Source organism: Candidatus Woesearchaeota archaeon (assembly GCA_030651135.1).
GTDB lineage: Archaea > Nanobdellota > Nanobdellia > Woesearchaeales > JACPBO01 > JACPBO01.
In genome coordinates, this window is the sequence record JAUSCS010000006.1 from 45,849 (window position 1) to 68,952 (window position 23,104).

General features: G+C 38.0%; 16 protein-coding genes. 12 read left to right on the top strand and 4 right to left on the bottom strand.

Features of this window, described 5'->3' with window-relative positions; all coding sequences use genetic code 11:
• Positions 1–79: 79 nt before the first annotated feature.
• Together Q7J54_00480 and Q7J54_00485 are read right to left on the bottom strand one after the other, a co-directional pair.
• Positions 80–826, bottom strand: a complete 747-nt coding sequence (locus Q7J54_00480) for a nucleotidyl transferase AbiEii/AbiGii toxin family protein (GenBank protein MDO8740031.1) — start codon at positions 824–826, stop codon at positions 80–82.
• Positions 827–832: 6 nt separating this feature from the next.
• Positions 833–1,537, bottom strand: coding sequence for a hypothetical protein (locus Q7J54_00485; GenBank protein MDO8740032.1), 705 nt, complete (start codon positions 1,535–1,537; stop codon positions 833–835).
• A gap of 254 nt (positions 1,538–1,791) precedes the next feature.
• On the opposite strand from Q7J54_00485, the gene Q7J54_00490 reads away from it, so the two are divergent.
• The 9 genes from Q7J54_00490 to amrB all read left to right on the top strand — a co-directional run bounded on the left by Q7J54_00490 (position 1,792) and on the right by amrB (position 11,087).
• Positions 1,792–1,968 carry a hypothetical protein gene (locus tag Q7J54_00490; GenBank protein ID MDO8740033.1) on the top strand — a complete coding sequence of 59 codons (177 nt, stop codon included), beginning with the start codon at positions 1,792–1,794 and terminating at the stop codon, positions 1,966–1,968.
• Entirely contained in the window at positions 1,965–5,366 is a 3,402-nt protein-coding gene (locus Q7J54_00495; protein MDO8740034.1) for a hypothetical protein, read from the top strand. Before Q7J54_00490 ends, Q7J54_00495 begins: the two co-directional genes overlap by 4 nt.
• 297 nt (positions 5,367–5,663) lie before the next feature.
• The gene (locus tag Q7J54_00500; GenBank protein ID MDO8740035.1) at positions 5,664–6,329 is read left to right on the top strand and encodes a nucleotidyltransferase domain-containing protein; all 666 of its coding nucleotides are present in this window, start codon (positions 5,664–5,666) and stop codon (positions 6,327–6,329) included.
• Positions 6,323–6,937 carry a HEPN domain-containing protein gene (locus tag Q7J54_00505; protein ID MDO8740036.1) on the top strand — a complete coding sequence of 205 codons (615 nt, stop codon included), beginning with the start codon at positions 6,323–6,325 and terminating at the stop codon, positions 6,935–6,937. Before Q7J54_00500 ends, Q7J54_00505 begins: the two co-directional genes overlap by 7 nt.
• Positions 6,938–7,045: 108 nt before the next feature.
• Positions 7,046–7,483, top strand: coding sequence for a hypothetical protein (locus Q7J54_00510; protein ID MDO8740037.1), 438 nt, complete (start codon positions 7,046–7,048; stop codon positions 7,481–7,483).
• Positions 7,484–7,532: 49 nt separating this feature from the next.
• Positions 7,533–7,964: a hypothetical protein gene (locus tag Q7J54_00515; protein MDO8740038.1), complete on the top strand. Its 432-nt coding sequence runs from the start codon at positions 7,533–7,535 to the stop codon at positions 7,962–7,964.
• Between the two features lie 94 nt (positions 7,965–8,058).
• Positions 8,059–8,493, top strand: a complete 435-nt coding sequence (locus Q7J54_00520; protein MDO8740039.1) for a hypothetical protein — start codon at positions 8,059–8,061, stop codon at positions 8,491–8,493.
• A gap of 51 nt (positions 8,494–8,544) precedes the next feature.
• Complete coding sequence (locus tag Q7J54_00525) at positions 8,545–10,221, top strand: hypothetical protein (GenBank protein MDO8740040.1); 1,677 nt, start codon at positions 8,545–8,547, stop codon at positions 10,219–10,221.
• Positions 10,222–10,229: 8 nt separating this feature from the next.
• Positions 10,230–11,087: an AmmeMemoRadiSam system protein B gene (gene amrB, locus Q7J54_00530; GenBank protein ID MDO8740041.1), complete on the top strand. Its 858-nt coding sequence runs from the start codon at positions 10,230–10,232 to the stop codon at positions 11,085–11,087.
• An 83-nt stretch (positions 11,088–11,170) separates the two neighbouring features.
• Here amrB and Q7J54_00535 read toward each other — a convergent pair whose 3' ends face one another.
• Positions 11,171–13,813, bottom strand: coding sequence for a cation-transporting P-type ATPase (locus tag Q7J54_00535; GenBank protein MDO8740042.1), 2,643 nt, complete (start codon positions 13,811–13,813; stop codon positions 11,171–11,173).
• A 351-nt stretch (positions 13,814–14,164) separates the two neighbouring features.
• On the opposite strand from Q7J54_00535, the gene Q7J54_00540 reads away from it, so the two are divergent.
• A complete protein-coding gene (locus tag Q7J54_00540) occupies positions 14,165–15,352 on the top strand; it encodes a DEAD/DEAH box helicase (GenBank protein MDO8740043.1) in 1,188 nt (395 codons plus the stop codon).
• A 98-nt stretch (positions 15,353–15,450) separates the two neighbouring features.
• Here the strand turns inward: Q7J54_00540 and Q7J54_00545 are convergent, their stop codons facing one another.
• Positions 15,451–19,965, bottom strand: coding sequence for a PGF-pre-PGF domain-containing protein (locus tag Q7J54_00545; GenBank protein MDO8740044.1), 4,515 nt, complete (start codon positions 19,963–19,965; stop codon positions 15,451–15,453).
• A gap of 439 nt (positions 19,966–20,404) precedes the next feature.
• On the opposite strand from Q7J54_00545, the gene Q7J54_00550 reads away from it, so the two are divergent.
• A complete protein-coding gene (locus Q7J54_00550) occupies positions 20,405–21,256 on the top strand; it encodes a protein translocase subunit SecF (protein MDO8740045.1) in 852 nt (283 codons plus the stop codon).
• On the top strand, positions 21,237–22,967 hold the full coding sequence (locus Q7J54_00555; GenBank protein ID MDO8740046.1) for a hypothetical protein: 1,731 nt from the start codon (positions 21,237–21,239) through the stop codon (positions 22,965–22,967). Before Q7J54_00550 ends, Q7J54_00555 begins: the two co-directional genes overlap by 20 nt.
• Positions 22,968–23,104 lie beyond the last annotated feature (137 nt).

Sequence of the window (23,104 nt, forward strand, 5' to 3'; positions counted from 1 at the left end):
ACAGGGCAGTTATCAAGTGATTCGCAGGAAAACCGAGACCCCAATGCGCAGCGGCTTATGTTCGGAATATTCGGGTTAGTTATCGTTTTAATTTTGCAAGAGACTCGGAAACCTCTTTTCTTGCTTGTTCGTAGGAAGGAAACTTGCTTACCAGATTTTTCAAATCTCTTTCATACTCCTCTTTTGAGGGAAATTTTAAGTTGGAAAGTTTTGCATTTTCTTCTTTAAGCTTTTCGTAAATAAGCTTCTTGTCCGCTTCAATATTTTTATTCAAAAGAACCCAAACATCATATAAATCTCTTGCATCTGCCCTGTTTACTAGAGTTCTTATTTTTTCTGCAAGAAGCTCTTTCTCATCCATTGCAGCAATTGTAAAAAGAGGAACATCTGAAAATAGCTTCTGAATAACTTTAACTGCCTTATGCTTGGCTTTTCCTTTATTGAAATCTATTTTTAATGTATTTGTTGAGGCTTGCCTGCCTATAAAAAGAGGGCCCTTAAATCTTGCTTCAATCCTAAAATTTCCTTCAAACTCTTTTTCTGAATAAATTTCATACCCTATATTCAAAAGCTCAAAGTCCTTTAGGCATTTATAAATTATATCCTTAACCCCGTTTATTGAAAGATTTGTGTTAAAATCCAAATCTTCTGATGCCCTTTCCAAGCCAAAACAAATTCTCAGGCATGTGCCGCCCTTAAAAACAAAATTTTCAGGATAGTTTGAGATAGCATTTAAAAAAATATACTGCAGATATTCTTTCTCCTCATAATAAAGGTTTGTTTTTCTTTTTTCTTTTATTGAACTAAGCTCTTCTATTGATATCATTCTGCCCTAGGTATTTACATCTAAAAGCCAGCTTTCATTTAAATTGTTTTTCCTTTTTAAGGTGGGATCAAGAGCTTCATAGCCCTTTCCAATTTTTTTCCTCAGTTTATTAATAAACCTGCTTTTCACATTTAAGGCTTCAAGAATGAAGCCCAATCTTCTTAAAACTGCCTTGTTCCCTGCTTTAAATGCATAATCTATGAGTTTTTTAATATCGATCTCATTTAAGGCAGCTTTCATGCATTTAATTATCTCTTTAATTCCTCCAGAATATTTTGGAAATAATAGAGAGTCTATTATTGCTTTTTCTTTTTCTGCGATAACTACGCCATTCAAGCCCCTGTAGCCGAAAAATCTTTTTTTCGAAATGGTCGCATATTTAAAATTTCCAACATCCCTCGTATATTTCGTTGTTGCTATGAATATTTTTTTTGGTGTTTGGTCGCTAAATCCGTAATAGTTTAAAGCTGTCCAGAAAGAGATATAAGATGGAAAATTAAGATTGGATGCTATAACGAGCTCGTTAACATCCCTGAATGAAAAAAGCCTTTTCCCTATTTTAATTATTATTTTCTTTTTCTTCAGGGATTTTACGAGGTTATATGCCTTTATCTTGTTTATTTTTAACAATAAGCGTAAATCCTTAATCCCGAATAAGAAAAGATTGTTCTTTATTAACTCTTCATACGCTGAACTTTCCATTTTGCTCATTTGCATTTTTCTTCACTTTTAGTAGTATTATTACTAATATATAAGAAATTTACTATATAAAGCTTTCGGTTTTGAGCAGAGCGAGAAACTGAAAGCTAGGAACGAAAACCAAAGGCGTTGACTCTGCTTTCGGTTTCTCAGCCGCCAAAAATCAACTTCTCGGGTTTTCCTTTAGAAAACGCACCCAAATATAAGTAAAAAAGTAAGTAAATAAATAAGTATATTTATATATGAGTTCTTTCAATAAGCAGCATATGGAGCTGAAGCGCAAGCTTTACACAAGGGGAAGCAGCTATGAAACAACTATCCCTATGCCTCTTCTTTTTTCAGTTGATCTTCAAAAAAAGCACAATGTTGTTTTCAAGTTTGACAGCAAGGCAAAGAAATGGTATGTTGAGTTTGAAGAAAGTAAGAAGGAAAATAAAAAATGAAAAAAATCCTGATTTTAAAAATGGTTTTCATTTTCTGTTTAATTATAGTTCTCTCCCATATGGCGCTTGCAGCTCCAACGCCTTATCTGACAGAAACATCAACAACAATATACAATATTACGGGCAATATTTTAAACACAACAGGAACCGGCTATGTTGAGGTTGATGCAGGCAACACAGTCGATGTTCTGCAGTATCTCAGGATCAATTTTTCAACAGCAAACAATACAAACATCAACTCAACCCAGTCTTACAGGGCAACAGCAGCATCTGTGAATGCAGGCGACAGGACAAGGATCTTTGTTGATACAAACAGCAGCCAGCAGGCCAGCTCTTATTCAATAAGCAATGTCTCAAACAGAACATCATTAAGTATGGCTTATGCCAATCTTGCAGGAGGCAATGATCTTATTCCTTTAGTCCAGAATAACTTTACATTCAACATCACAGCAGCAACAACAGCTTCAGTTCAAATAACTCTTTTCATGCAGTCAGCAAAAAATATATTGGGTGGAAATGATTCTATGAACATAACATCAGCATCAGCAACCTCAGGAACAGCAACAGTTCAGGACACTGACTCTGATTCATACAATGACATGATCAACTGGAGCGGAACATTGAATGGAAACTTAACAATATCCTTTAATGCCACTATAACGCCGGGCATAAATTATAATGAAACAGACCTTACTGTTGCGCTCAATTCAGATTACAGCGCCAATGCATCATCCAATGTAAACACAACTATCAGCGGAGTTTTGCTCAATGACACATTCTCCCGCGGCCCGATAAGAGAAGGAGTTGAGCTGCTTTATGATACTTTATGGCGCGTCCGCGGCTATATTGTCAATGTTGCCCAGGCCCTGAATTACACACTGCATTCATGGGCGCTGTACAGAGTGGATGATCTTCAGGCTGCTATTTCATCTTCAAGCCCGGAAACAGCATTAACGCCAAACCAGACTTATTATACGAGCATACAGGCGACAAACAGCACAAAGCCGTATTATACAGCAGCATTCAACTGGGAAGTTGTGTGGAACAGCCCAATCTACATCGGCTCAACAATAAGCAGGATGAGGCTTCCAGCATTGTATGAAATGGATGATTCTTTAAGCAAGGCAGTTACAACAGTAACAAACACAGAGACAAGCAGAACTGTGAATGTTACAGACTCTGTACGAAACCTTGGCCAGGCATCAATAAGCATAAATGATGTTTTGATGAACTCAACAATTCCAAGGCAGACAACAACAGGCACAGCTGCATTATGGTCTGGAAGCACAAGCTCAGCCAATGTCTTTTATGTAAATTCAACTGGAACTTATATAATGACAGGCTATGCAAACATAACAATAGTTAATGCAACCGCATCAAATGACGGCTATATCTACATGAATCTTACAAACATGAGTGCTCTTCTGAACTTCAGCCTTGGCCAGAATGAAGACATAGTGCTGCAGTATATACTGACTGGAACTCCATCAACATCAGACCAGGTATTTGATTTCCTCTCAAACATAACAGTAAAAACAATCTCTGGAACTCCGCTGACTAGAAACAGCTCAGCTGCAAAAACAATAACAGGCTACACAGTCACGCCAACTCCCACTCCAACGCCAACTCCAACTCCCTCCCCAGGTGGCGGCGGTGGCGCAGGTGGCGGCGGTGGAGGAAGCGGAGGCATTGTTTCAGGCATTACGCCGATGCTCGACATAGTTAATGAGTATGTATCTTCAAAAGTTGTTAAAAAGAATCTTATAAATGTCGAAGTCGTAGACAGGATCCAGGATTATTCAACAAAAGGCGCAAGCGAAATGAATATCTTGGTTTATCTGCCTGCTGGAAGTATATTTAATTACTCTGCCCTTAGCGTAAAGACCTTCAAGTCAAAAATCTCTAAATGGTATGAATTTAAAGAAGGCGATCTTATAATAACCGAAGGAAGCTCTATAATTGGCGCAGCAGAATACAAGACACTCAGCATACAGAGAAAAGGAGAAGCGTGGCATCTATACGACAGCGACAAGCTCTCAGTAACTTATGATGCAGAAGTCCCATACGGAACTCTTTCTTTTCCAGTAAGGGTATCTGGCTATAATCCTTACAGGGGGAGCAGGATCTTTGAAGATTCCTATATCAATATAAGAGTTGAAAAATTCATAACTCTGCCATTGCAGATAACAGAATCAAACTTCCAGCAGGAAGAGGCGCCAAAAGCCAATAAGCCGGTAAGCTGGTTCAATATAATAGAAGTTTACAACCCGAATGAAGTTGCAGTTGAACAGGGATTCAGCACGCATGTATTCAAAGATATCCTTAATGCTTATATGATTAAAGGCGAAGAAAGGTCTGCTTTAGAGCTGAAAAAGGACAACGAGCTGTTTGCATTATGGCATGACCGCTTCGAGCCGTCAATAAATCAAAAATACACGCTTCAGATATTGACCCCGCCGGTAATGGAATCAAAAAGGGAAACAACAATTTTATCAATAAACAATACATTTGTCAAATTTTTATTCAATGCAACGCTTGAAAACACTGCTCTTGAGGATTATAAGAATGTAATGTACTTCATCCCGATAGAGCTGGAGAAAATATTAAGCGTAGAAATGGGAAATGGATCTGAAAATGAATTGAATGCTGCTGACTTCGTTCTTTTTGAAGAGATAAAGAGCAATCAGACAAAAAATATCCGGATAATATATCAGGAGCATGTTCCTGTTCTGAAGGCAATAGTTGAAAAGCCATCATATATATGCAAATCAAAAGTAAATCTCACAACACTGATAATAATGGCTGCAAAGGCATACGGCTTCAATCTTGAAACAGAAGTTGTGTCAGAAAACTCTGAAAATGTCTTTTCAAGCATATACGCATTGACAAATATATCGCCTGGAAAAGAAGCAATAGTGCCTCAATTATTTGGCCTGCAGCCCCTTCCATCAGGCAGATATACTGTAATCTCAAGGCTTAGGAAAGATTTCTCAACAATATTGACAGATACAGCTTATTTTGATGTTTCCTGCCCGATAACAAGGAAATTATCTGCAATATGGACAATTGCAATTATAGCATCATTCGCATTGTTCTTCACAAGGACATATTGGTCAGGCAGGATATCAAATATAGGCCCGGCCATAACAGGGTTTGCTTCAAAAAGATACAGCGCAGTCAAAAGCCAGGCAAAAGAGCTTGAATCAAGGATGAAAAAATATGAAAGCAGGGAATATGTGCACGATCAGCAGCAGAAATTCGCGCTCAAGGAAAAGCTGGAAAAAGAGCTTGGAGTTTTGGAAGAAGCCCATAACTCAAAATTAATATCTGATGAGGCATTCGGGAAAAGCAGGATCAAGTTAATTGAATTGCTAAAGGGGTTAAGATCTAAAAGATAAGCTAACATCATTTATTGAGTGCATCATATGGTAACAACACCATACAAATATGGTAATTTTATAGAAAGATTTAAATATATGGCATTACTACCATATTAATATGGTAAGAAAAGGTATGTCGAAAACCACCCATCATAGACGAGTGGCATACAGCTGCGTTCCATCGCATCAGGTGGTTAATTGGAAATGTTCACATTTCCAATTTGCTCAAAAATGCAAACATTTTTGACATTTGAGCATGCTCAGAATTTTCCAAATACAAAAAAGGTTGGCTTTCTGCCACCAGTCAAAAACTAGATGAAAAATTCTGACATTTTTAGACCCAGCATATTGAATCTTAAGATAGTCCGTAATCTCTCTATAAATAAAGAAGGTCTTACTATTAAAAATTTGTCTAATAACCTGCAAAAAGATTACAAGAATATCCATGATGCCGTAAACCAGCTTTTTAAAATTGGAATAATCAAAAAAGAAAAAATAGGAAATTACAATATCTGCAAACTTAATTACTCTAACGACGAACTAATTGAATACTTAAAGGAGTATAATTACTATATTGCATTAGGAGAATTTAGGAAAAAGCACTCCATAGAACACAACATTATAATGGAGGCTATTAGGCAGATAATAGCAGAAAATTATATTAATCATATCTTTGTTTGCCTTGTTTTTGGTTCTTATTCGAAAGGTGAGGAGAAGAAGGATTCTGATTTAGACATATTATTTATTACGACTCATAAAAGAATTACGAGTATAAGCTGTAAAGAATTCTTAGATGAAAAAAATGCGCCATACCAGAGGAGGTTTCATGTTATTGAACAAAGTGTAACTGATTTCATGAAAGATTTGAAAAACAAAACAAAACTTAGCATAGCAATAGAATTATTTAATGAGCCGCCAGTAGTTCTTTATGGAGATGATATTTTTTTTAGATTAATTGTGGAGTTTAGTAAATTATGGTGATCTTTAATAAGAATCAAGTGGAAATTGAACTTAAGAAATACAAAATAGATGATAAAATCAAGGTTGTTTACCCGGATGATGTTTGGGCTAAATATCATTTTGGTAAAGCAGAATATAACCTGAGAATGGCAAGAATTAACTTTAATTTAAATGCGCATCCGGATTTTATGGAAGAACTAGAAAAAACAAAAAAACATGATGCCAAATTTAATACTCATGAATGGGTCATAATAATGAGTTATTACGCTATGTTCCATTCGGTTAATGCCCTATTAAGAAAGATCGGGATTAAAATCGGCAAACAATATGCCCACGAGGTTACAACTAATTTACTGCTACATTATTTTTATTATACTAAGATAATTGAAGATGAATTGCTGAAGATATATGAAAATGCCGAAGAAAAGGCAAGAGGATTAGTAGTCAGCTATATCTTTGCTAAAGAGGAAAGAACAAAGAATCAATATGAAGTAAATTTGGAATCTCAAAGAAAGAATGCAGAAAAGATATTAGATGATGCGGTGAACTTTGTTAGCAGATTAAAAGACATTAGCAAAACTTTGAGCAAAGAATCAGTAATGATCAAATTAGGTAAAAAGTCTTTGTGAGATGTAATTATGTGAAGAGAGTTTTTAAATAAAACAGGCAAAACAAAAATGCCATAGGAAAAATTTAAATATTAGATAAGGGAAGGAATAAAGGAATAGGCGATAAGAATGGTTTTAAAAGACTTGAAATATTTTTTGAGCAGCAGGTTTGCGCTGACATACCTCGGCGCTGTGTCTTCAGTATTCATAGTGATAGCCATTCTCTCGTCTTTCGGGTTTATAACTGACAATGGAAAAGAGAAGTATGCCTGCCTGTTTTCTGAAAATCTTGGCTGCCTTGATTACAAAATCACATCAACTGCAACAACTATTTTTGTTGAAAACAAGGGAAGCGATATTGTAATAAGCAATGTTCAGGTAGAAGGCTGCGAAAAAAAAGATGAGAATCTTATTTTAAAGGGCGGCGAAAGGCTCCTGCTCAGCTTGGATAACTGCAAAACTGAAGAAAGCGGAAAAAACGTAGAGAGGGGCATTGAAATAAAGTATGTTGACGCAAGCGGGAATGGCGGCACAATAACAGGCAACGTTATCGCTGTAGTTGAGTAAGATTTATATACTGGTTAAACAAATTTAAATGAAAATCGAGGTGATATTTATGTTTAAGAAAGGACAAGCTGCAATGGAATTCTTGACAACATATGGTTGGGCTATTTTGGTTGTTTTGGCTGCAATAGCTGCATTGGCATATTTCGGAGTTTTAAGCCCGGACAAGTTTTTGCCTAGCAAATGCATCATTTCGCCAGGGATTGCCTGCACAGGATATAAGGTTGAAAGCGCGCAGACAACATTAGTTTTGACAAATGCCATTGGCAAAGATTTAACAGTAACAAATATAGCAGTCGGAGCATGCACCAAGGCATTCAGCCAGAGTTTTGATAATGGGGATAAAGCAAATTTTGTTTTGACAGGCTGCTCTAATGGCGATGTCAAGGCAAAATTCAGCGGCGACATAACAATAAACTATGAGGAAAAGGACACTTTGCTTAACAAGACAACTTATGGCAGCATGGTTACAAGGGTCGAGTAAAAAGAAAACAATATAGAAAAGTTTATAAGTAAGGTTTAACAAAAACAGCATATTCATATAAATCAATAAGTCAATATAAAAAGAGGTGAAATGTATGTTTAAGAAAGGACAAGCTGCAATGGAATTCTTGATGACCTATGGATGGGCCATCTTAGTTGTTCTTGTTGCAATCGGAGCATTGGCATATTTCGGAGTTTTAAGCCCGGACAAGTTTTTGCCTAGCAAATGTGTTATGCCTAGCGGAGTAGCCTGCTTGGATCATAGGGCAACAACATCCCAAGTAACATTGGTGCTGCAAAACAGCCTTGGTTATGGCATGAGCTCAGTTGGTGTGAGCGTCAGCGGATGCGGAAGTACAAGTTCGCCTTCAACTTTGGCTAATGGCGCAAAAGGAACATACACTATAACCTGCGGCTCAACTTTGACATCAGGCGCAAAATTCAGCGGCGACATAACATTCAACTACACAAATGATGAAACTAGCCTAAGCAGGTCATTGAAAGGCGACATAACCACAAAAGTTGAGTAAATGTCCGAATAAATAGTTAGCTTTTTATATTCTTTCTTTTATATTTTTAATATGAACGAAAAAGAGGTATGCGGTTTTCGGGTTTTATTGCTTATTTTATTTCTCCTATTCTTTTTAACATCGATTGAAAATGCATCTGCCCGGGAAAAAACAATTTATGATGGCTGGCTTTACACAGGAAACAGCAGCAAAACAACAGCCGGGGAAAGTTTTACGCTTTTTCTTGATGACAGCAGGACATTGGCATCTGTAAAATTTGGCGATGGCCAGGTTTTCTTAGTCAGGCAGAACCAGAGCGAAACAAAAAGCGGCATGACTGTAAGCTTTTTAGGAACGCGTTTAGGCTATTATGATTCGCACAGGCCGAGCAGCTACGGCACTTATACGCAATACGATGAAGCACATATTGTAATTTCTGTTGAAGTTGCGAATATTGATTTTAAATTAGAGTTGAACAAAAACGAGATTGAAGTTGGCAGCACAGCCATTGTTAATACAACCTTCCTGAACAACGGAACAAAAACAGCAGAAAACATAGTTTACATTGCCTCTTTTCCTTCTTCAGTAAAAATAATGAACATCCAGGGCTGTGATTTTAAAGGTGATTATGCAGAGTGGAAGGGAAGCTTGCTGAGCTATCAAAAAGCAGGCTGCTCTCTCGCGCTATTGGCATTGCAGCCTGCTACAATCTCTGCCATTGCTGTTTTGAATTATAGTGACGGGGTAAGCAATATCAGCATTGCCAAAAATATCAACTTAAAGGTAAAAGATTATTCTCTCGATATAAAAAATCAGCTTAATAAATATAATAAAAGTATGAATGCCGGCGACATAGTGAATCTAAGCATAAACTTGACAAACATAGATCCTGAAAGGGATATGGAAGTTGATTTTTCACTGAGCATAGCTGGCGGCCTTCAGATCATAGACAAATCTGCCACGTTGTCTGGAAATGGCTGGAAAGGCACTTTAAAATCAGGCACTGCACCGGTTCAACTTTACATTATGCTCCGCGCAGTAAAAAGCGGCATACAAGAGGTTAAGGAAAAAGGCATCTTCAAGGTCGGCTTTACGCAGACAATCAATGAAAAAATCATACAGTTAAATGTTTCTTCAAAGAAGCTAAAGACAATCTACAGAATAAAGAACCAGACTAATGAAACTTATGTTGAGGTCGGCCTTGTAAACAACGAGTCAAAGCTGTCATTTAAAAATATAAATGCATCTGTCATTTTCAGCAACAATAGTTATAATTTCAGCATTGATATGATCGAGCCTGGCTATTATTTCAGCATATTCAGGAAAAATTTCAGCCTTGAAGATCTGAATATTTCAAATTTCATAAGTGTAAAAGCATATTATTCCGGGTTTTATGGAGAAAGTTTTACAATAAATGAGATTAAAAATATAACTGCGCCATTAAGTGCAAAGAGCGAAAACAAGACAACAGAATTAAACACAACGCTGAATGCAGCATCTATAAATTTAACAAACGTAACAAATATCAATGCCACAGCCAATATTTCAAATACAACATCCAATTCAAATAATACAATAAACACCGCATCAAACAAGACAAAAGCCCTGGCGCTTGGCATAGCGCCTAAAGAAGGGGATTTTACAAAAAAATTAATCGCCTGGTTCCTTGTATTTCTGTTCCTGCTGTTTTTTATTTTCCTGATAATGTCTTTTGTCAAAAGAAAAAGTATAAATACCAAAGAGCTATAACTAATGACATGACCAGAAAAGCTGTTTTTGCAGGGCAATTTTATGAATCAAATAGTTTTGCATTGGAAAGGCAGCTGAATGACTGCTTTTTGTCAAAATTCGGGCCAGGAACACTGCCAATAAGCAAAAGAAGCGGCTTTGTAAAGGCAATCATAGCGCCGCATGCAGGCTATGCGTATTCCGGCGCCTGCGCTGCATGGGCTTACAAGGAAATTGGAGAAGCAGAAATCCCAGATCTTTACATTCTGATCGGCCCAAGCCATTCAGGCTATGGCTCCGGCATATCTCTTGAAAGCATAGAAACTCCGCTCGGCTTAGTAAGGATCGACCAGAATTTTGCTAAAAGCCTGCTAAGTAAAAGCGATCTTGCAGTTAATGAAGCTGCGCATGAAAGCGAGCACTGCCTTGAAGTCCAGCTTCCCTTTCTGCAGTTTGTCAACAAAAAATTTGAAGAGAAGCTTAAAATAGTTCCAATTGTCATAAGCAATGATATTGACCTTAAAAAACTGGCTCTGGACATCAAAGAAGCCGTCATGGATTCCAATAAAAAGGTTACAGTGATAATTTCCTCTGACTTCACGCATTACGGCCCGGATTACGGCTTTGTTCCGTTCACAAACGATGTTGCGGAAAAACAGAAAAAGCTTGATCTTGGCGCCTTTGAATTTATTAAAGCTCTTGACGCAAAAGGCTTTACTGATTATGTCAGTACAACAGGCGCAACAATATGCGGCGCAATGCCTATTGCTGTTCTGCTTGGCTGCCTCAGGCAGGCCAAGGCTGAATTATTGAGGTATTACACTTCAGGTGATGTGATCGGCGACTATAGGAATTCTGTCGGATATATGAGTGTGCTGTTTAAGTGATTTAAAATAACGGGGGCCATCAAGAACAAGTATCAAGGGGACAATTTTAGTCCGTCGTTTCGTGGGGGAGGGGACGTGTGTTTTTATATATGTTCTAAATCAAAAAATTTCTTCTTGTTATTAACATATTTTAACACATCAAAAATCATTGCTAAAGATAAGGATATTGCAACTGCAATTAATAGTCCATCAATTTTTAATGGAACTGTTTCAAATACATTATTTAGGGGAGAGTAGATTATAGTAAATGTTGCAATTAGAGAGATTACAGAGGCATAAAAAAGATAAGGGTTAACCATTACTCCTCTATTAAAAATTCCTTTCTTAAATGATCTAAAATTAAATGCAGAAACTATCTCTAGACCAATGAGTGAGAACAATGCCACTGTTCGCGCATATTCATGAGTTGCCCCTAAGACATTAAAAACTAAAAAGTAGGAAGATAAAACCAAAACTGCAATCAAACTTCCTGTAAAAAATAGCAGGATGAACAATTTTTTATTGAGTATTTCCGAATTTTTTCTTGGAGGTTCCATCATAGACTCATTTGACGAGGGGTTAAAGCCCAAAGTAATTGCAGGCAGGTTATCTGTTACAAGATTCATAAAAAGAATCTGCAAAGCCAGTAAAATGGGGATTTGCCACCCAAGAAATGGCGACAATAAAACACCAACAAATAAGATTAACAATTCTGCAAAGTTACAAGAAAGCTGATATGTTGAAAATTTTCTAATATTTTTAAAAATAGTCCTTCCTTCACTAATAGCGGATACTATTGTGCTAAAGTTATCGTCTTTCAATGTTAAATCGGCAACTGAACGGGAAACATCTGTACCGTTCTTTCCCATAGCAATCCCTATATGCGCCTCTTTTAAGGCAGGTGCATCATTAACCCCGTCTCCTGTCATTGTGACAATCTCTCCATTGGATTTTAATGCTTTTACTATTCTTAGCTTGTGTTCTGGCTTAACTCTTGCAAAAATCGAAATTACACTTATTACTTTTTTCAGCTCATCATCAGTAAGATTATCCAATTCACTGCCTTCCATTATTTTTCCATGCAATCCTATCTCTTTAGCAATTGATAATGCAGTTTCTTTGTTGTCACCAGTTATCATCTTCACTTTGATTCCTGCACTATGACATTGGCTGATGGCATCTTTTACCCCTTCACGAGCAGGGTCTTCCATTCCTGCGAAACCCGAGAATACCAAATCTTCTTCAAACTGATCTTTTGCAAATGTATTTACTTTTTTATAGGCAAAGGCTATAGTTCTCAGCGAATTAGAAGTCATCTTCTTATCAAACCACAGTATTTTCTTTTTTTCAGCTTCAGATAATTTGGAAATTGTCCTGTTTTTTTGAATGAATTTGCATTTTTTAATTAAATATTCCAATGCACCCTTGGAATAAACAACTTTCTCCTTGTTTATTTCGCACAATACTGACATCATTTTTCTTTCAGAATTAAAGGGAATTTCTTGAATCCTGTTGAATTTTATGTCCTCTTTAAATAATCCCGCCTTTACTCCCATAATTGAAAGTGCAGATTCGGTAGGAGAGCCAATTGTTCTGAACTCCATGTCATTTCCAGTTCTTTCTATTATTGAATCATTGCATAAGACTGCATTATATACCAAATCTCTTAAAGCAGTTTCATCATTGGCATCAATCCTTTTATGATTATGCAAAAAGTCTCCTTTTCCTTCATAACCTACTCCTGTAACCTCATAAATAGTGTTATTTGCAAAAACTTTTCTGACAGTCATTTCTCCTTTGGTGATAGTCCCAGTTTTGTCAGAACAAATAATTGTTGTTTCTCCTAGTGTTTCTATTATGGACATCCTATTTACTATGGCATTTTTTTTGGCCATATGATGCGCTCCTGTAGCCAAGGTTGTTATTAGAACTACAGGAAACCCTTCTGGAAATGCTGACACTGCCAATGCAATGACTAAAATCAAAACACTCAAGATTGCTTCTTCATTCAATACTGCGCTTCTTGAAAGCATAATTAAGCCTGTCAAAACTGAGATTACTATTGCTAAAACAACCATATACTTTGCAATCTTATTAACTTTTTTTTGAAGAGGCAATTCTTTTTCAATAGAAGAGATTAAACCAGCAATTTTTCCAAATTGTGTATTCATTCCAGTATGCATAACTTTGGCTACACATCTGCCATTGACAATATATGTTCCCATAAAAACCAAGTTTTCATCAATATACTTTTTCTCAGAACCTATTTTTTTGCTTACTTCTTTTGACTCCCCTGTTAGAACAGATTCATTTACGCGCAATTCTTTTTCTTCAAGCAATAAGCAATCAGCAGGAATCTTTTCGCCATTTCTTAGAAGTATCATATCCCCTGGGACAAGATTCATAGATTGAATCTCCTGCTCTTTTCCATCTCGGATTACTATTGAAACAGGAACAATCATGTCTTTCAATGCACTAATCGTCCTCTCTGACCTATACTCTTGGATAAATCCAGTAAATATAACCATAAGAATTATCACAAGAATAGTATACGCTATGACAGATTTGCCTACGAAAAAAGAGATAAGCATTGCAACAGTAAGCAGATATACCATAAAATTACTTTTAATCTGCCTCAATAGAATTTTTAAAGGGGTGGTTTTAGAAATATTTCTAAGTTCATTCACACCATATTTCTCAAGCCTTTTTTCAGCCTCTTTTTTAGTTAAACCTTTTTTCATCAGCATAATGCACGTATAAAAATAGGAGAATTATAAACCTTTCTTTTTCCGCAGAAAGGGCCCCCTCTTTTTCGTTTTAGTTCGTTATTGTTAAAATTGTCTCCTATCAGTTCGTGCCACTAAAATTTAATTGTGTAAAACGCGAGTTATTCCACCGATCTCAGAATCAAACAATGATTAGTTACCTAATAGTAGTTAGCAAACAGAAAGCTTTATATAGTAGTGCAAATGCATTAAACACAGAGCATTGACTATTCACGAGAAAGCACTTGATCATTTTCATGAACATTTCGCTTTTTCTAGTAAGTGCTGAATAAACATATAAAAATAAACATACGAATATACATGAGGTAAAAAATGAACTTATTTGAAGATTTTGGACTAAGCAGCCAGCTAATCGCAACAATTAAAAAATTAGGATTTACTGAGCCAACTCAGATCCAAATGCAATCCATACCCCACATTATGGCGGGAAAGGATGTAATAGGCGAATCAGCAACTGGTTCTGGAAAGACATTAGCTTTTGGCTGCGGAATTGCAGAGCATATAAGCCCTGAAGCAGGCTTGCAGGCATTAATACTCACTCCGACAAGAGAGCTTGCAGAGCAGGTAAAAGAATCATTAAAGCAGATCTCATACCATAAAAAACTTAATATTATTTCTGTTTATGGAGGGGTTTCCATTAGCCCGCAGATCAGCGAGCTGCACAGAGCAAATGTGGTGGTTGCAACTCCTGGAAGGATCTTAGACCATCTTGAGAGAAGAACAATCAATCTGTCAAAGGTTAAATTACTGGTGCTAGATGAAGCAGACCGCATGTTTGACATGGGATTCATAGAAGATGTAGAGCAGATTATCAGGGCATGCCCTGCTAAAAGGCAGACTCTATTTTTTTCTGCTACAATTTCAACGCGCGTAAAAGAGCTGGCCAATAAATATATGATCAAGCCAGTAGATGTTTCAGCTGAAAATATGGTTGATCCCAGCAAGCTTAAGCAGGTTTATTATGATGTTTCAAGAAATATTAAGCTGTCATTGCTCGTGCACTTATTGAAGAACGAGGATTCCAAGCTGGTCATGGTTTTTTGCAATACAAGGAGAACAACTGATTTTGTTGTAAAAAATCTTAAGGCAAACAATATTGATGCGATTGCCATTCATGGCGGCTTATCGCAGAACAACCGTACAAGAACTATTGGACTGTTCAATGACGCCAGAGTTAGTGTATTGGTATGCACTGATGTTGCTTCAAGAGGCCTGCATATTGACAATGTTTCCCACATTTATAACTATGACATTCCAAAAGACTCGAAAGACTATGTTCACAGAATAGGCAGGACTGCCAGGGCAGGAGAGTCAGGAAAAGCTATCAGTCTTTTGAGCGAGTATGATTATGACAACTTTTCCAGGGTTATGAACGATTATCATATATTCTCAATTGAGAAATTAGAAAAGCCGTATCTGGAAAGAATAATTTCCATCCGGACAGACAATTTCAGAAGGCCGCAAAGAAGAGAGCAAGGGTCTTACGGACGCAGAAGATAATGTCAGAAAATTAATTAGAAAATAAAAGAAAGAATTTATTGAAATATAACTTCTTAAACAAAACAAAAGAAAAAATTAATTAAAAAAGAAATAAAAATCTATTTCTTCTTCTTGCCCATCATCACAACGCCGATTATGATTGCAATCACAATTATTATCACTATCGTCCACACAATCCATGCATTGCTTGGCCCTGCTTCTGCTGCAGGTGTTGTCGCTTCTGGCGCTGCTGGCGGTGTTGTTGGTGTAGTTGGCGTTACTGGTGTTGTAGGCGTTACTGGTGTTGTTGTTGGTGTAGTTGGCGCTGCTACAGCGGTCTTTGCAACAACGGCAAAGTAGCTGAAGCCAGGCGATGCTGCTTCATAATAAACATATTTGTCGCTCTCTGTTGTCTTCTTCGTTGATAAGTCATTCCATTTATTGTCAGCATATCTTGCCAATACAATATCGGAGTCTTTTGCGCCCTTTTCAGTAAGCCATGTTTTCTCAACCCTGAACTGCATCTTTACTGCACCTATTGCTGCATCTGCAAGATTTGTCTTTGTGACCTGCAAGTTCTGGTATACAGTTCCTGCTGGAGCGCCTATTGCTGCTGGCGCTTCTGTAACTTTCTCAACTTTGATATTCACATTGTCAGCATTTGCTGTTACTGCAACCTGCACATTTGTGAATGCTATGGTCTCAGTTGTAATCGATATTGTCTTTGTTGCTCCAGATGATATGGTGAAGACAAATGATTGAGCTGTTGCTGTCGATGTTGATGGTGTGGTTGTTCCAGTGCTACTGCTGCTCGATGTCGTTGTTGTTGTAGTTGTTGCTGGAGCCGTATAGTTCAATGTAATTGTTACATTGTTCCCTGGCCCTACAGTTTCGTTTTCATTTCCATTATCGTCAATTGATGTTACAGCATAGAAGTATCCTGCTGTGGCTGTTACAGTATCAGTGGTTGTGTTTGTTGTTGTAGTTGTTATATTAGCTATATTTATCCAGCACGTTGTGTTGGTTGCGTTTCTGCATGTTGGTTCAGCTGTTCCTCTGTAAATCTTGTATTTTAATCCTGCAGTGTCATTTGTGCCAGTTATATCCGCTGTCACAACGCTCCATGTGAGGGTTGCTATTGCACCAGATCCGCTTACATTCAGATTCGTAACCTGCGCGGGCTTTACAGTGTCATTGACTGTTGCATTCTGAACTGCGCTGTCATTGTAATTTCTAGCTTCATCATAGCACCTTACTTTGTAATAATAGTTTGTTCCGTTTACAGCGCTGGTATCGTTATAATATGATACGCCCGTTAAAGATGATGCCAGTGTAGAGAACGATGAATTTGTAAGTGCGCTATTGGTGCTTCTTAATATGTCGATCCTTGTTGAATTAAACACGAGATCATTGCAATTACTCCAATTTATCACCACATGGCCGTATAGTGTAGCATTCGGCAGGAATGTAGCATTTGCTGGGTTTATCGTGTCAATGAAAATCCATGCTCCTTGTGATGCGTTTTGGTTTCCTGTCAAGTCCCGTGCTGTTACGTTTACTGAGTAATTTGTTGCTGTTGCAAGCTCATATGTTGTTAAGTTGCACATTGTTAGTGTTGTTCCGGTTGAGCCTGAGCAGAACACTCCTCCTGCCCCAATAAGGCTGGTATTTGTTGTATAATTATATGTAAATCCCTTTATTGTCACATTTATGTACGACAAATTAAGCCCGCCTGCATCATAGATGCTGAAGTTCAATGCTGTTGTGTTGTCATTTGTGAAGTTTCCGAATGGATATGTAGGATAACCATATGTTACTGATGGTCCTATTGAATCATTGACTTGTACAGTGAAGTTTGCCGTATTCACACAATAGCCTACTGCATCGCACAATTGCGCCCATAAAACATTTGTTCCGTTCCATGTGCTGTTTGTTGTTATGGAAAAGTTGATGGATATCATGCCCATTGTCAAGTTGCTTGTTGTGTTGTACAAATATGTTTTGTTGTAGATTGCACCATTGAGAAGCAAGGTTATGTTGTCTGGGTTTGCTTCTGTGAAATTAATGCTCATGTTAATGTAATCTCCTACAAGAGCCGATGATGGTGTGAAGTTCCAAGTAATTACTGGTACTATTGTATCAAGCACGAAGTATGTTGTGTTGCTTCCATTCCAATAGAATGTGTCATTCGCAAACACAGTAAGGTTATTCATACCCTCTGCCATAGTAAATATTGTGAGAGATGCCTCGTAATTCTTGGTTGTTATTGCTGTTGTGTTTGCTCCTTCATCAAGCCTCCACCATATTTTATTGATGCGGTTGTCTGTTACTGTCCAGTTCAAGGTAATTGTTGTTGAATTCGTGTAAGAGCTGTTCTTTGGCTTGTTAATCTGTACAAGCGGTGCGATACTATCTAGTGTAAAGTTAAATGTCAGGCTCGTGTTTGTATTTGTCGCGTTATCCCAGCAAGTTATGCTCCATGTATGGTTTCCCTGGCCAATACTTGCACGGGTGTAATTCGGAGTGATAGTTGTGCCGTTTGGAGCCGCTATATTGCTTATATTAACAAAGCTGTCAATCGTAAGGTTGCATGTCAGATTCGATGCCATATTGTCGATTATAGTCCAGTTAAAGTTAACTGCTGCAACTGTCAAGTTTGCTGTCTGGTTTGGCGCATTCAAAATTATTTCCTGTGACTTCGTATCCACAAGGTAGAAGGACGTATAATTCTGTATATTGCCCATCCAGTCTTTTGCTGTTATATTAACAGTATAGTTTCCATCTACCGATGAATTGGTTGTAAACCAGCATATCCTTGACATGTTGTTGCCTGTTGCTCCATTTGCACACGTGATATTTGCAATTGCGCTTGATGCATTGAACGGATAGCTGTAATTATACTGAGCCCCAACTATTCTTGTTATTGTTACATTTATCGAAGAGTCATTTATACCGAAGTCGCCTGCATCTCCAAGATCTGCTACTGTGAAGTTGATTGTTGTTGTGTTGTCATTTGTCCATGTTCCATTTGATGTCGGAGCATTCATAGTTATGTTTGGCGGTGTTGTATCATTTACTCCACCTACACCAGAGAAGTGGTCTAGGAAAATAAGCGTTCTTCCTGCGGTGTCATTGACAAAGCATCCCTTGTCTGTCGGTATTATGCCCGATTTATTTGCTATATTTGAAGTTGTATCTCCGCAAGGAGCTAGTCTTGTGTATATTGGCGCAGCCAGATTGACGCCGCTTGTTGAGTAATTGATGTAATATATTCTCTGGCCCTGATATGTCATATTAATTATGCCATATTCGTACATGCTGTCTTGAAGGAAGCCTAACATATTGAGCGTAGCATAGCTTTCGTTGCTCATACTTCCTCCTGGTGGCGGAATAGATGGCTGTGAAGCATTAGATGACATGTTCTGCATGTTGCTCATGTTTGCATTTGAAAGTGTAAAGTTCCATATCATTATTTGAATGACATCAGCTGTTCCAGCTACAGACCTATTGAACTTCCATACATATTGGTTCGAAGCTGGGTTCATTGTTCCAGTTGCCCTGGTAAGCGTTCCATTTGTTGCCAATGTAGATACAGTAAGCTCCATAAGTCCGCTTGCAGTTCCTCCTGCTGCGCCTCCAGTCAACATTAATGGCAACGCTGTCTCCATCTGCGTAATGTTTGCTGCAGTTAAGAATACTGCATAGCTCTTAGATGCTGTGTTATTTGCTGCATCCTTCAAGACAAAAGTAACGTTGTGAGCCCCGTTATAAAATTGGAATTCTGGTCCTAATAAAGCTCCAGTTGGTCCAGGTATTAAGACAGGTGGAGCTCCTCCCGGGCCTCCGCCAGTAAGGTTTTGGTCTAGAGGGGGGTTTGTTATGGATGTCCCATTAGATATGGAGCCGTTAACTTGGAGCATGGTGTTTAAATTATTTATTGAAAAGTTCTTTGTCAGCATAAAGCCTGCTGCCTGGTCAAGAACAATTGTTCCATTGAGGATTGATGAATTATCAACAATTGTATAGTTGAACATCATGTTTGCATTTGATGAATTGATTATATTGGTGATAGCAGTTCCATTCCATGCTAAATCCGCAAGGCCTCCAAGAGCACCGCTACTAATAGCGCCACCAATAGCAATACCTGTCCAGTTTACATAAATTGTTGGCGGAGTGGTATCAATTGTGAACGTCATGTTGACTCCGGAAACATTTGTTTCAACCGGGTCATTTGTTAAATAGTGCGTGCAGTTCAATGTCCAATTATAAATTCCATCTGCACCTACATTAAATCTGATAGTTGTAAGAGTTTGATTTAAAGCAACCGTCCTGTTGTCTCCGGTTGTATTGCTTCCAACCACGCCCCATGCAGCCCATGAAGCTGTATTGGCGCCCTGCAACAAAACTGAACAATTAAATTTTGTATCGTTTCCTGTAACGCTGAATGTCACATTTATACTTGAATTATAGTTAAAAAGAGAGCCATTCCCAGGCGCAAAAGAACTGGTATTTATGACAATATTTGCGCTTGCATAGCTCACGCTAAGTAAACTGATTAAGACGGCAACGAGAATGAACATTGAAAACTTAACTGTATACCGCCCGACTATGTCAGAAACTAACTCTTTACCCATTTTATCACCTTTTTTAACAGCTATCAACCCACTTAACCTCTTAAAAATGATTTATTTAATGTTTAGAGAAAGCGTTCATATTTAAATATTTCGGTTTTTAGGCCTTTTTCGACCCTTTATATGCTTTGTGAAGCAAAAGTCTATACGCAAATAACGAAAACCGCACTAATCCTCAGGCTAAAGCCAGAGGTATTTGTCGTGCGGTTTTCGGGATTGAAAATTGTCGGGCTGAAGCCCGAGGTATTAAACCGGCAATTTTCAATAAAAATTGAAAGAGAAAAAATGAATAAAATATAAACTCGCAATTTAACTTTACAAAAAGCGAAAGTTTAAAAACAATTGATTTTTCTTTATCGTGGGGTGTATAAGTTTGTTAAAATCGCTAACGGAAAATATAAAAAACTTTTACGATAAAAAATACAAAGTTCTGCTATTTATAATGCTCGCTGTGCTATTGGCTGCGATCATCCAGGTGGTTTATCAGGCAGCAACAACAGGAGATTTCATCAACAAAGGCATATCCTTAAAGGGCGGCCTGTCATTGACTATATTTTCTGAAAAACAGATGGGCGCAGCAGAGATTGAAAATTACTTAAGACAATCATTCACCAAAGCCGAGATTAGTGTAAGAGTCCTGGGAAGCGGCGGAAAGCAGACAGGCATAATAATAGAGGCATCCGGCGTTGATGAAAATGAACTGCTCTCATCCTTGCAGGATAAAATCGGCCCGCTGTCAAAAGACCAGTACACTGCTGAAGAAATGGGCTCTTCCCTTGGCCAGAGCTTTTTCAGGGAAACTATAACAACCATGATTTTTGCTTTTGTGTTGATGGGCATAGTTGTATTCATTTACTTCAGAAACCTTGTTCCATCATCATTCGTAATATTGTGCGCTTTTGCAGATATTGTCATGCCTTTGGCAGTAATAAATCTTCTCGGAGTTAAAGTTTCAACAGCAGGCATTGCAGCATTTTTAATGCTGATAGGTTATAGCGTTGATACTGATATACTATTAACAACAAGGGTCCTAAAAAGGAAAGAAGGAAGTATTTTAGTCAGGACTTTGGATGCAATGAAAACCGGCATGACAATGTCCTTAACTTCTTTTGCTGCAGTTGTTGTCGCATTCATATTCACAAATTCAGAAACAATAAAGCAGATAATGCTCATATTGGCAATAGGGCTTTTGTTTGATATAGTAAATACATGGATCACAAACGCAGGAATATTAAGATGGTATTTAGAATGGAAAGAAAAGAAGAGAGCAGGAAATGAATCTCAACAAGCCTAAGAAATTAATAAAGAACATCAGGGTAATAATATTATTGATCGCCATATTGGCAGCCCTATTCGCCATCAGCTTTAACCCGTGGAATGAAGGTGCTGCAATAAGAAACGTCATTCCAAACAGCTCTGCAAGCATGGCTGGAATAAAAAGCCCCTCTCCGAATCTCGCTCCAATGGCCAGAGAAAGGGTAATATCAATAAACAATATCCCTGTCAAAACTGTTGATGATTATTATAATATAACTAATGCGTTCGGCTACAACATAACATTTGCATTAAAGACTAACAAAGATTTTTACACACTAATAACAAAGCCGAAATTAAGCATAACGATTCTTAATGAGACTGAAATAAAAACAATAACAGAGGAATATTTTAATGCAACACTAAACAAGACAGTAAACAGGACTTATACAATTGAAGCTCCAAAAACAATTACAAAAATTATCGGCGTAGAAGACATCGGATTGGGAGTTTACCCTGCTCCTAAAACAAACATAAGAAAAGGGCTTGATCTGCAGGGCGGTGTTCGCGTCCTTCTAACTCCGGAGGAAAAGCTTTCTGCAGACAATATGGCTATATTGCTGGACAACATGAAAGAAAGGCTTAATGTTTATGGATTGAGTGACATAGTTGTTAGGGAAGCCGGAGATTTGTCAGGCAACCAGTTCATCTTGGTTGAGATTGCCGGCGCTAATGAAGAAGAAGCAAAAAATCTTATAGCGCAGCAGGGAAAGTTCGAGGCAAGGATAGGCAACGACACTGTTTTTAAGGGAGAGAAAAAAGATATCACCTATGTATGCAGAAGCGCAGACTGCGCAGGAATCGATCCAAATGCCGGCTGCAGCCAGTTTTCCGGAGGATGGTCATGCAGGTTCTGGTTCAGGATATCATTGAGCCCGGATGCGTCGCAGCGCCAGGCAGATCTTACAAGAAATCTTACAGTAAAAGTTACAGATGCCAGCGCATCATCCAGAGAGCAGTATCTTGATAAGCCATTGGACTTGTTCCTTGATGGAACGCTTGTTGACAGCCTGAATATAGCGCTTGGCCTGAAAGGCAAAGCAGAAACAGATATTGCAATATCCGGATCAGGAGTCGGCGCAACGCAGCAGGAAGCAATTAACAATGCATTGCAGAATATGAAAAGATTGCAGACAATATTAGTGACAGGAAGCCTTCCGGCAAAGCTTGAGATTGTAAAAACAGACAATATATCGCCTGCCTTGGGCGAAGAATTCCTGAAAAATGCCATCTTCATGGGCTTAATTGCTGTTTTGGCAGTTGTTGCTGTGCTCGTAATTGTTTACAGAAAATTATTAATTGCATTGCCGATAATGTTCACCTGCCTTGTTGAAATTTTCCTTGTGCTTGGCCTTGCAGCAGTGATTGGGTGGAATGTTGACCTGGCCGCTATTGCCGCCATTATTGTTTCTGTCGGAACCGGTGTTGATGATCAGATTGTCATAACAGACGAGATACTTAAAGGAGAAAAGTCAGAGGCTGCTTATGACTGGAAGAAGAGAATCAAAAATGCGTTTTTCATAATATTCGGAGCTTATCTGACATTGATCGCTGCAATGACTCCCTTATATTTTGCAGGAGCAGGGTTATTGAGAGGCTTTGCTTTGACAACAATACTTGCAATTTCAATCGGCGTGTTTATAACAAGGCCGGCATATGCAGTAATAGTCGAAGCATTGCTAAAGGATTAAATGAATGTTTATCCAATAAATTAAATGAAAATTACACCTATGGTGCCGACGAGGCAGGGGTTGCTCCCTGCGGGATGCCGAGTAGGGCATTTTCGAGCTTTGCGAGAAAATGACCGTAGGCACCACAGATGGGTGGA

What these genes read in the sequence shown, in the direction of transcription:
- Q7J54_00515 (MDO8740038.1), top strand. Translation starts at nt 7,533, where the DNA reads ATGTTTAAGAAAGGACAAGCTGCAATGGAATTCTTGACAACATATGGT.
- Q7J54_00520 (MDO8740039.1), top strand. Translation starts at nt 8,059, where the DNA reads ATGTTTAAGAAAGGACAAGCTGCAATGGAATTCTTGATGACCTATGGA.
- Q7J54_00505 (MDO8740036.1), top strand. Translation starts at nt 6,323, where the DNA reads ATGGTGATCTTTAATAAGAATCAAGTGGAAATTGAACTTAAGAAATAC.
- amrB (MDO8740041.1), top strand. Translation starts at nt 10,230, where the DNA reads ATGACCAGAAAAGCTGTTTTTGCAGGGCAATTTTATGAATCAAATAGT.
- Q7J54_00545 (MDO8740044.1), bottom strand. Translation starts at nt 19,965, where the DNA reads ATGGGTAAAGAGTTAGTTTCTGACATAGTCGGGCGGTATACAGTTAAG.
- Q7J54_00510 (MDO8740037.1), top strand. Translation starts at nt 7,046, where the DNA reads ATGGTTTTAAAAGACTTGAAATATTTTTTGAGCAGCAGGTTTGCGCTG.
- Q7J54_00535 (MDO8740042.1), bottom strand. Translation starts at nt 13,813, where the DNA reads ATGCTGATGAAAAAAGGTTTAACTAAAAAAGAGGCTGAAAAAAGGCTT.
- Q7J54_00485 (MDO8740032.1), bottom strand. Translation starts at nt 1,537, where the DNA reads ATGAGCAAAATGGAAAGTTCAGCGTATGAAGAGTTAATAAAGAACAAT.
- Q7J54_00480 (MDO8740031.1), bottom strand. Translation starts at nt 826, where the DNA reads ATGATATCAATAGAAGAGCTTAGTTCAATAAAAGAAAAAAGAAAAACA.
- Q7J54_00540 (MDO8740043.1), top strand. Translation starts at nt 14,165, where the DNA reads ATGAACTTATTTGAAGATTTTGGACTAAGCAGCCAGCTAATCGCAACA.
- Q7J54_00550 (MDO8740045.1), top strand. Translation starts at nt 20,405, where the DNA reads ATGCTCGCTGTGCTATTGGCTGCGATCATCCAGGTGGTTTATCAGGCA.
- Q7J54_00495 (MDO8740034.1), top strand. Translation starts at nt 1,965, where the DNA reads ATGAAAAAAATCCTGATTTTAAAAATGGTTTTCATTTTCTGTTTAATT.
- Q7J54_00555 (MDO8740046.1), top strand. Translation starts at nt 21,237, where the DNA reads ATGAATCTCAACAAGCCTAAGAAATTAATAAAGAACATCAGGGTAATA.
- Q7J54_00490 (MDO8740033.1), top strand. Translation starts at nt 1,792, where the DNA reads ATGGAGCTGAAGCGCAAGCTTTACACAAGGGGAAGCAGCTATGAAACA.
- Q7J54_00525 (MDO8740040.1), top strand. Translation starts at nt 8,545, where the DNA reads ATGAACGAAAAAGAGGTATGCGGTTTTCGGGTTTTATTGCTTATTTTA.
- Q7J54_00500 (MDO8740035.1), top strand. Translation starts at nt 5,664, where the DNA reads ATGAAAAATTCTGACATTTTTAGACCCAGCATATTGAATCTTAAGATA.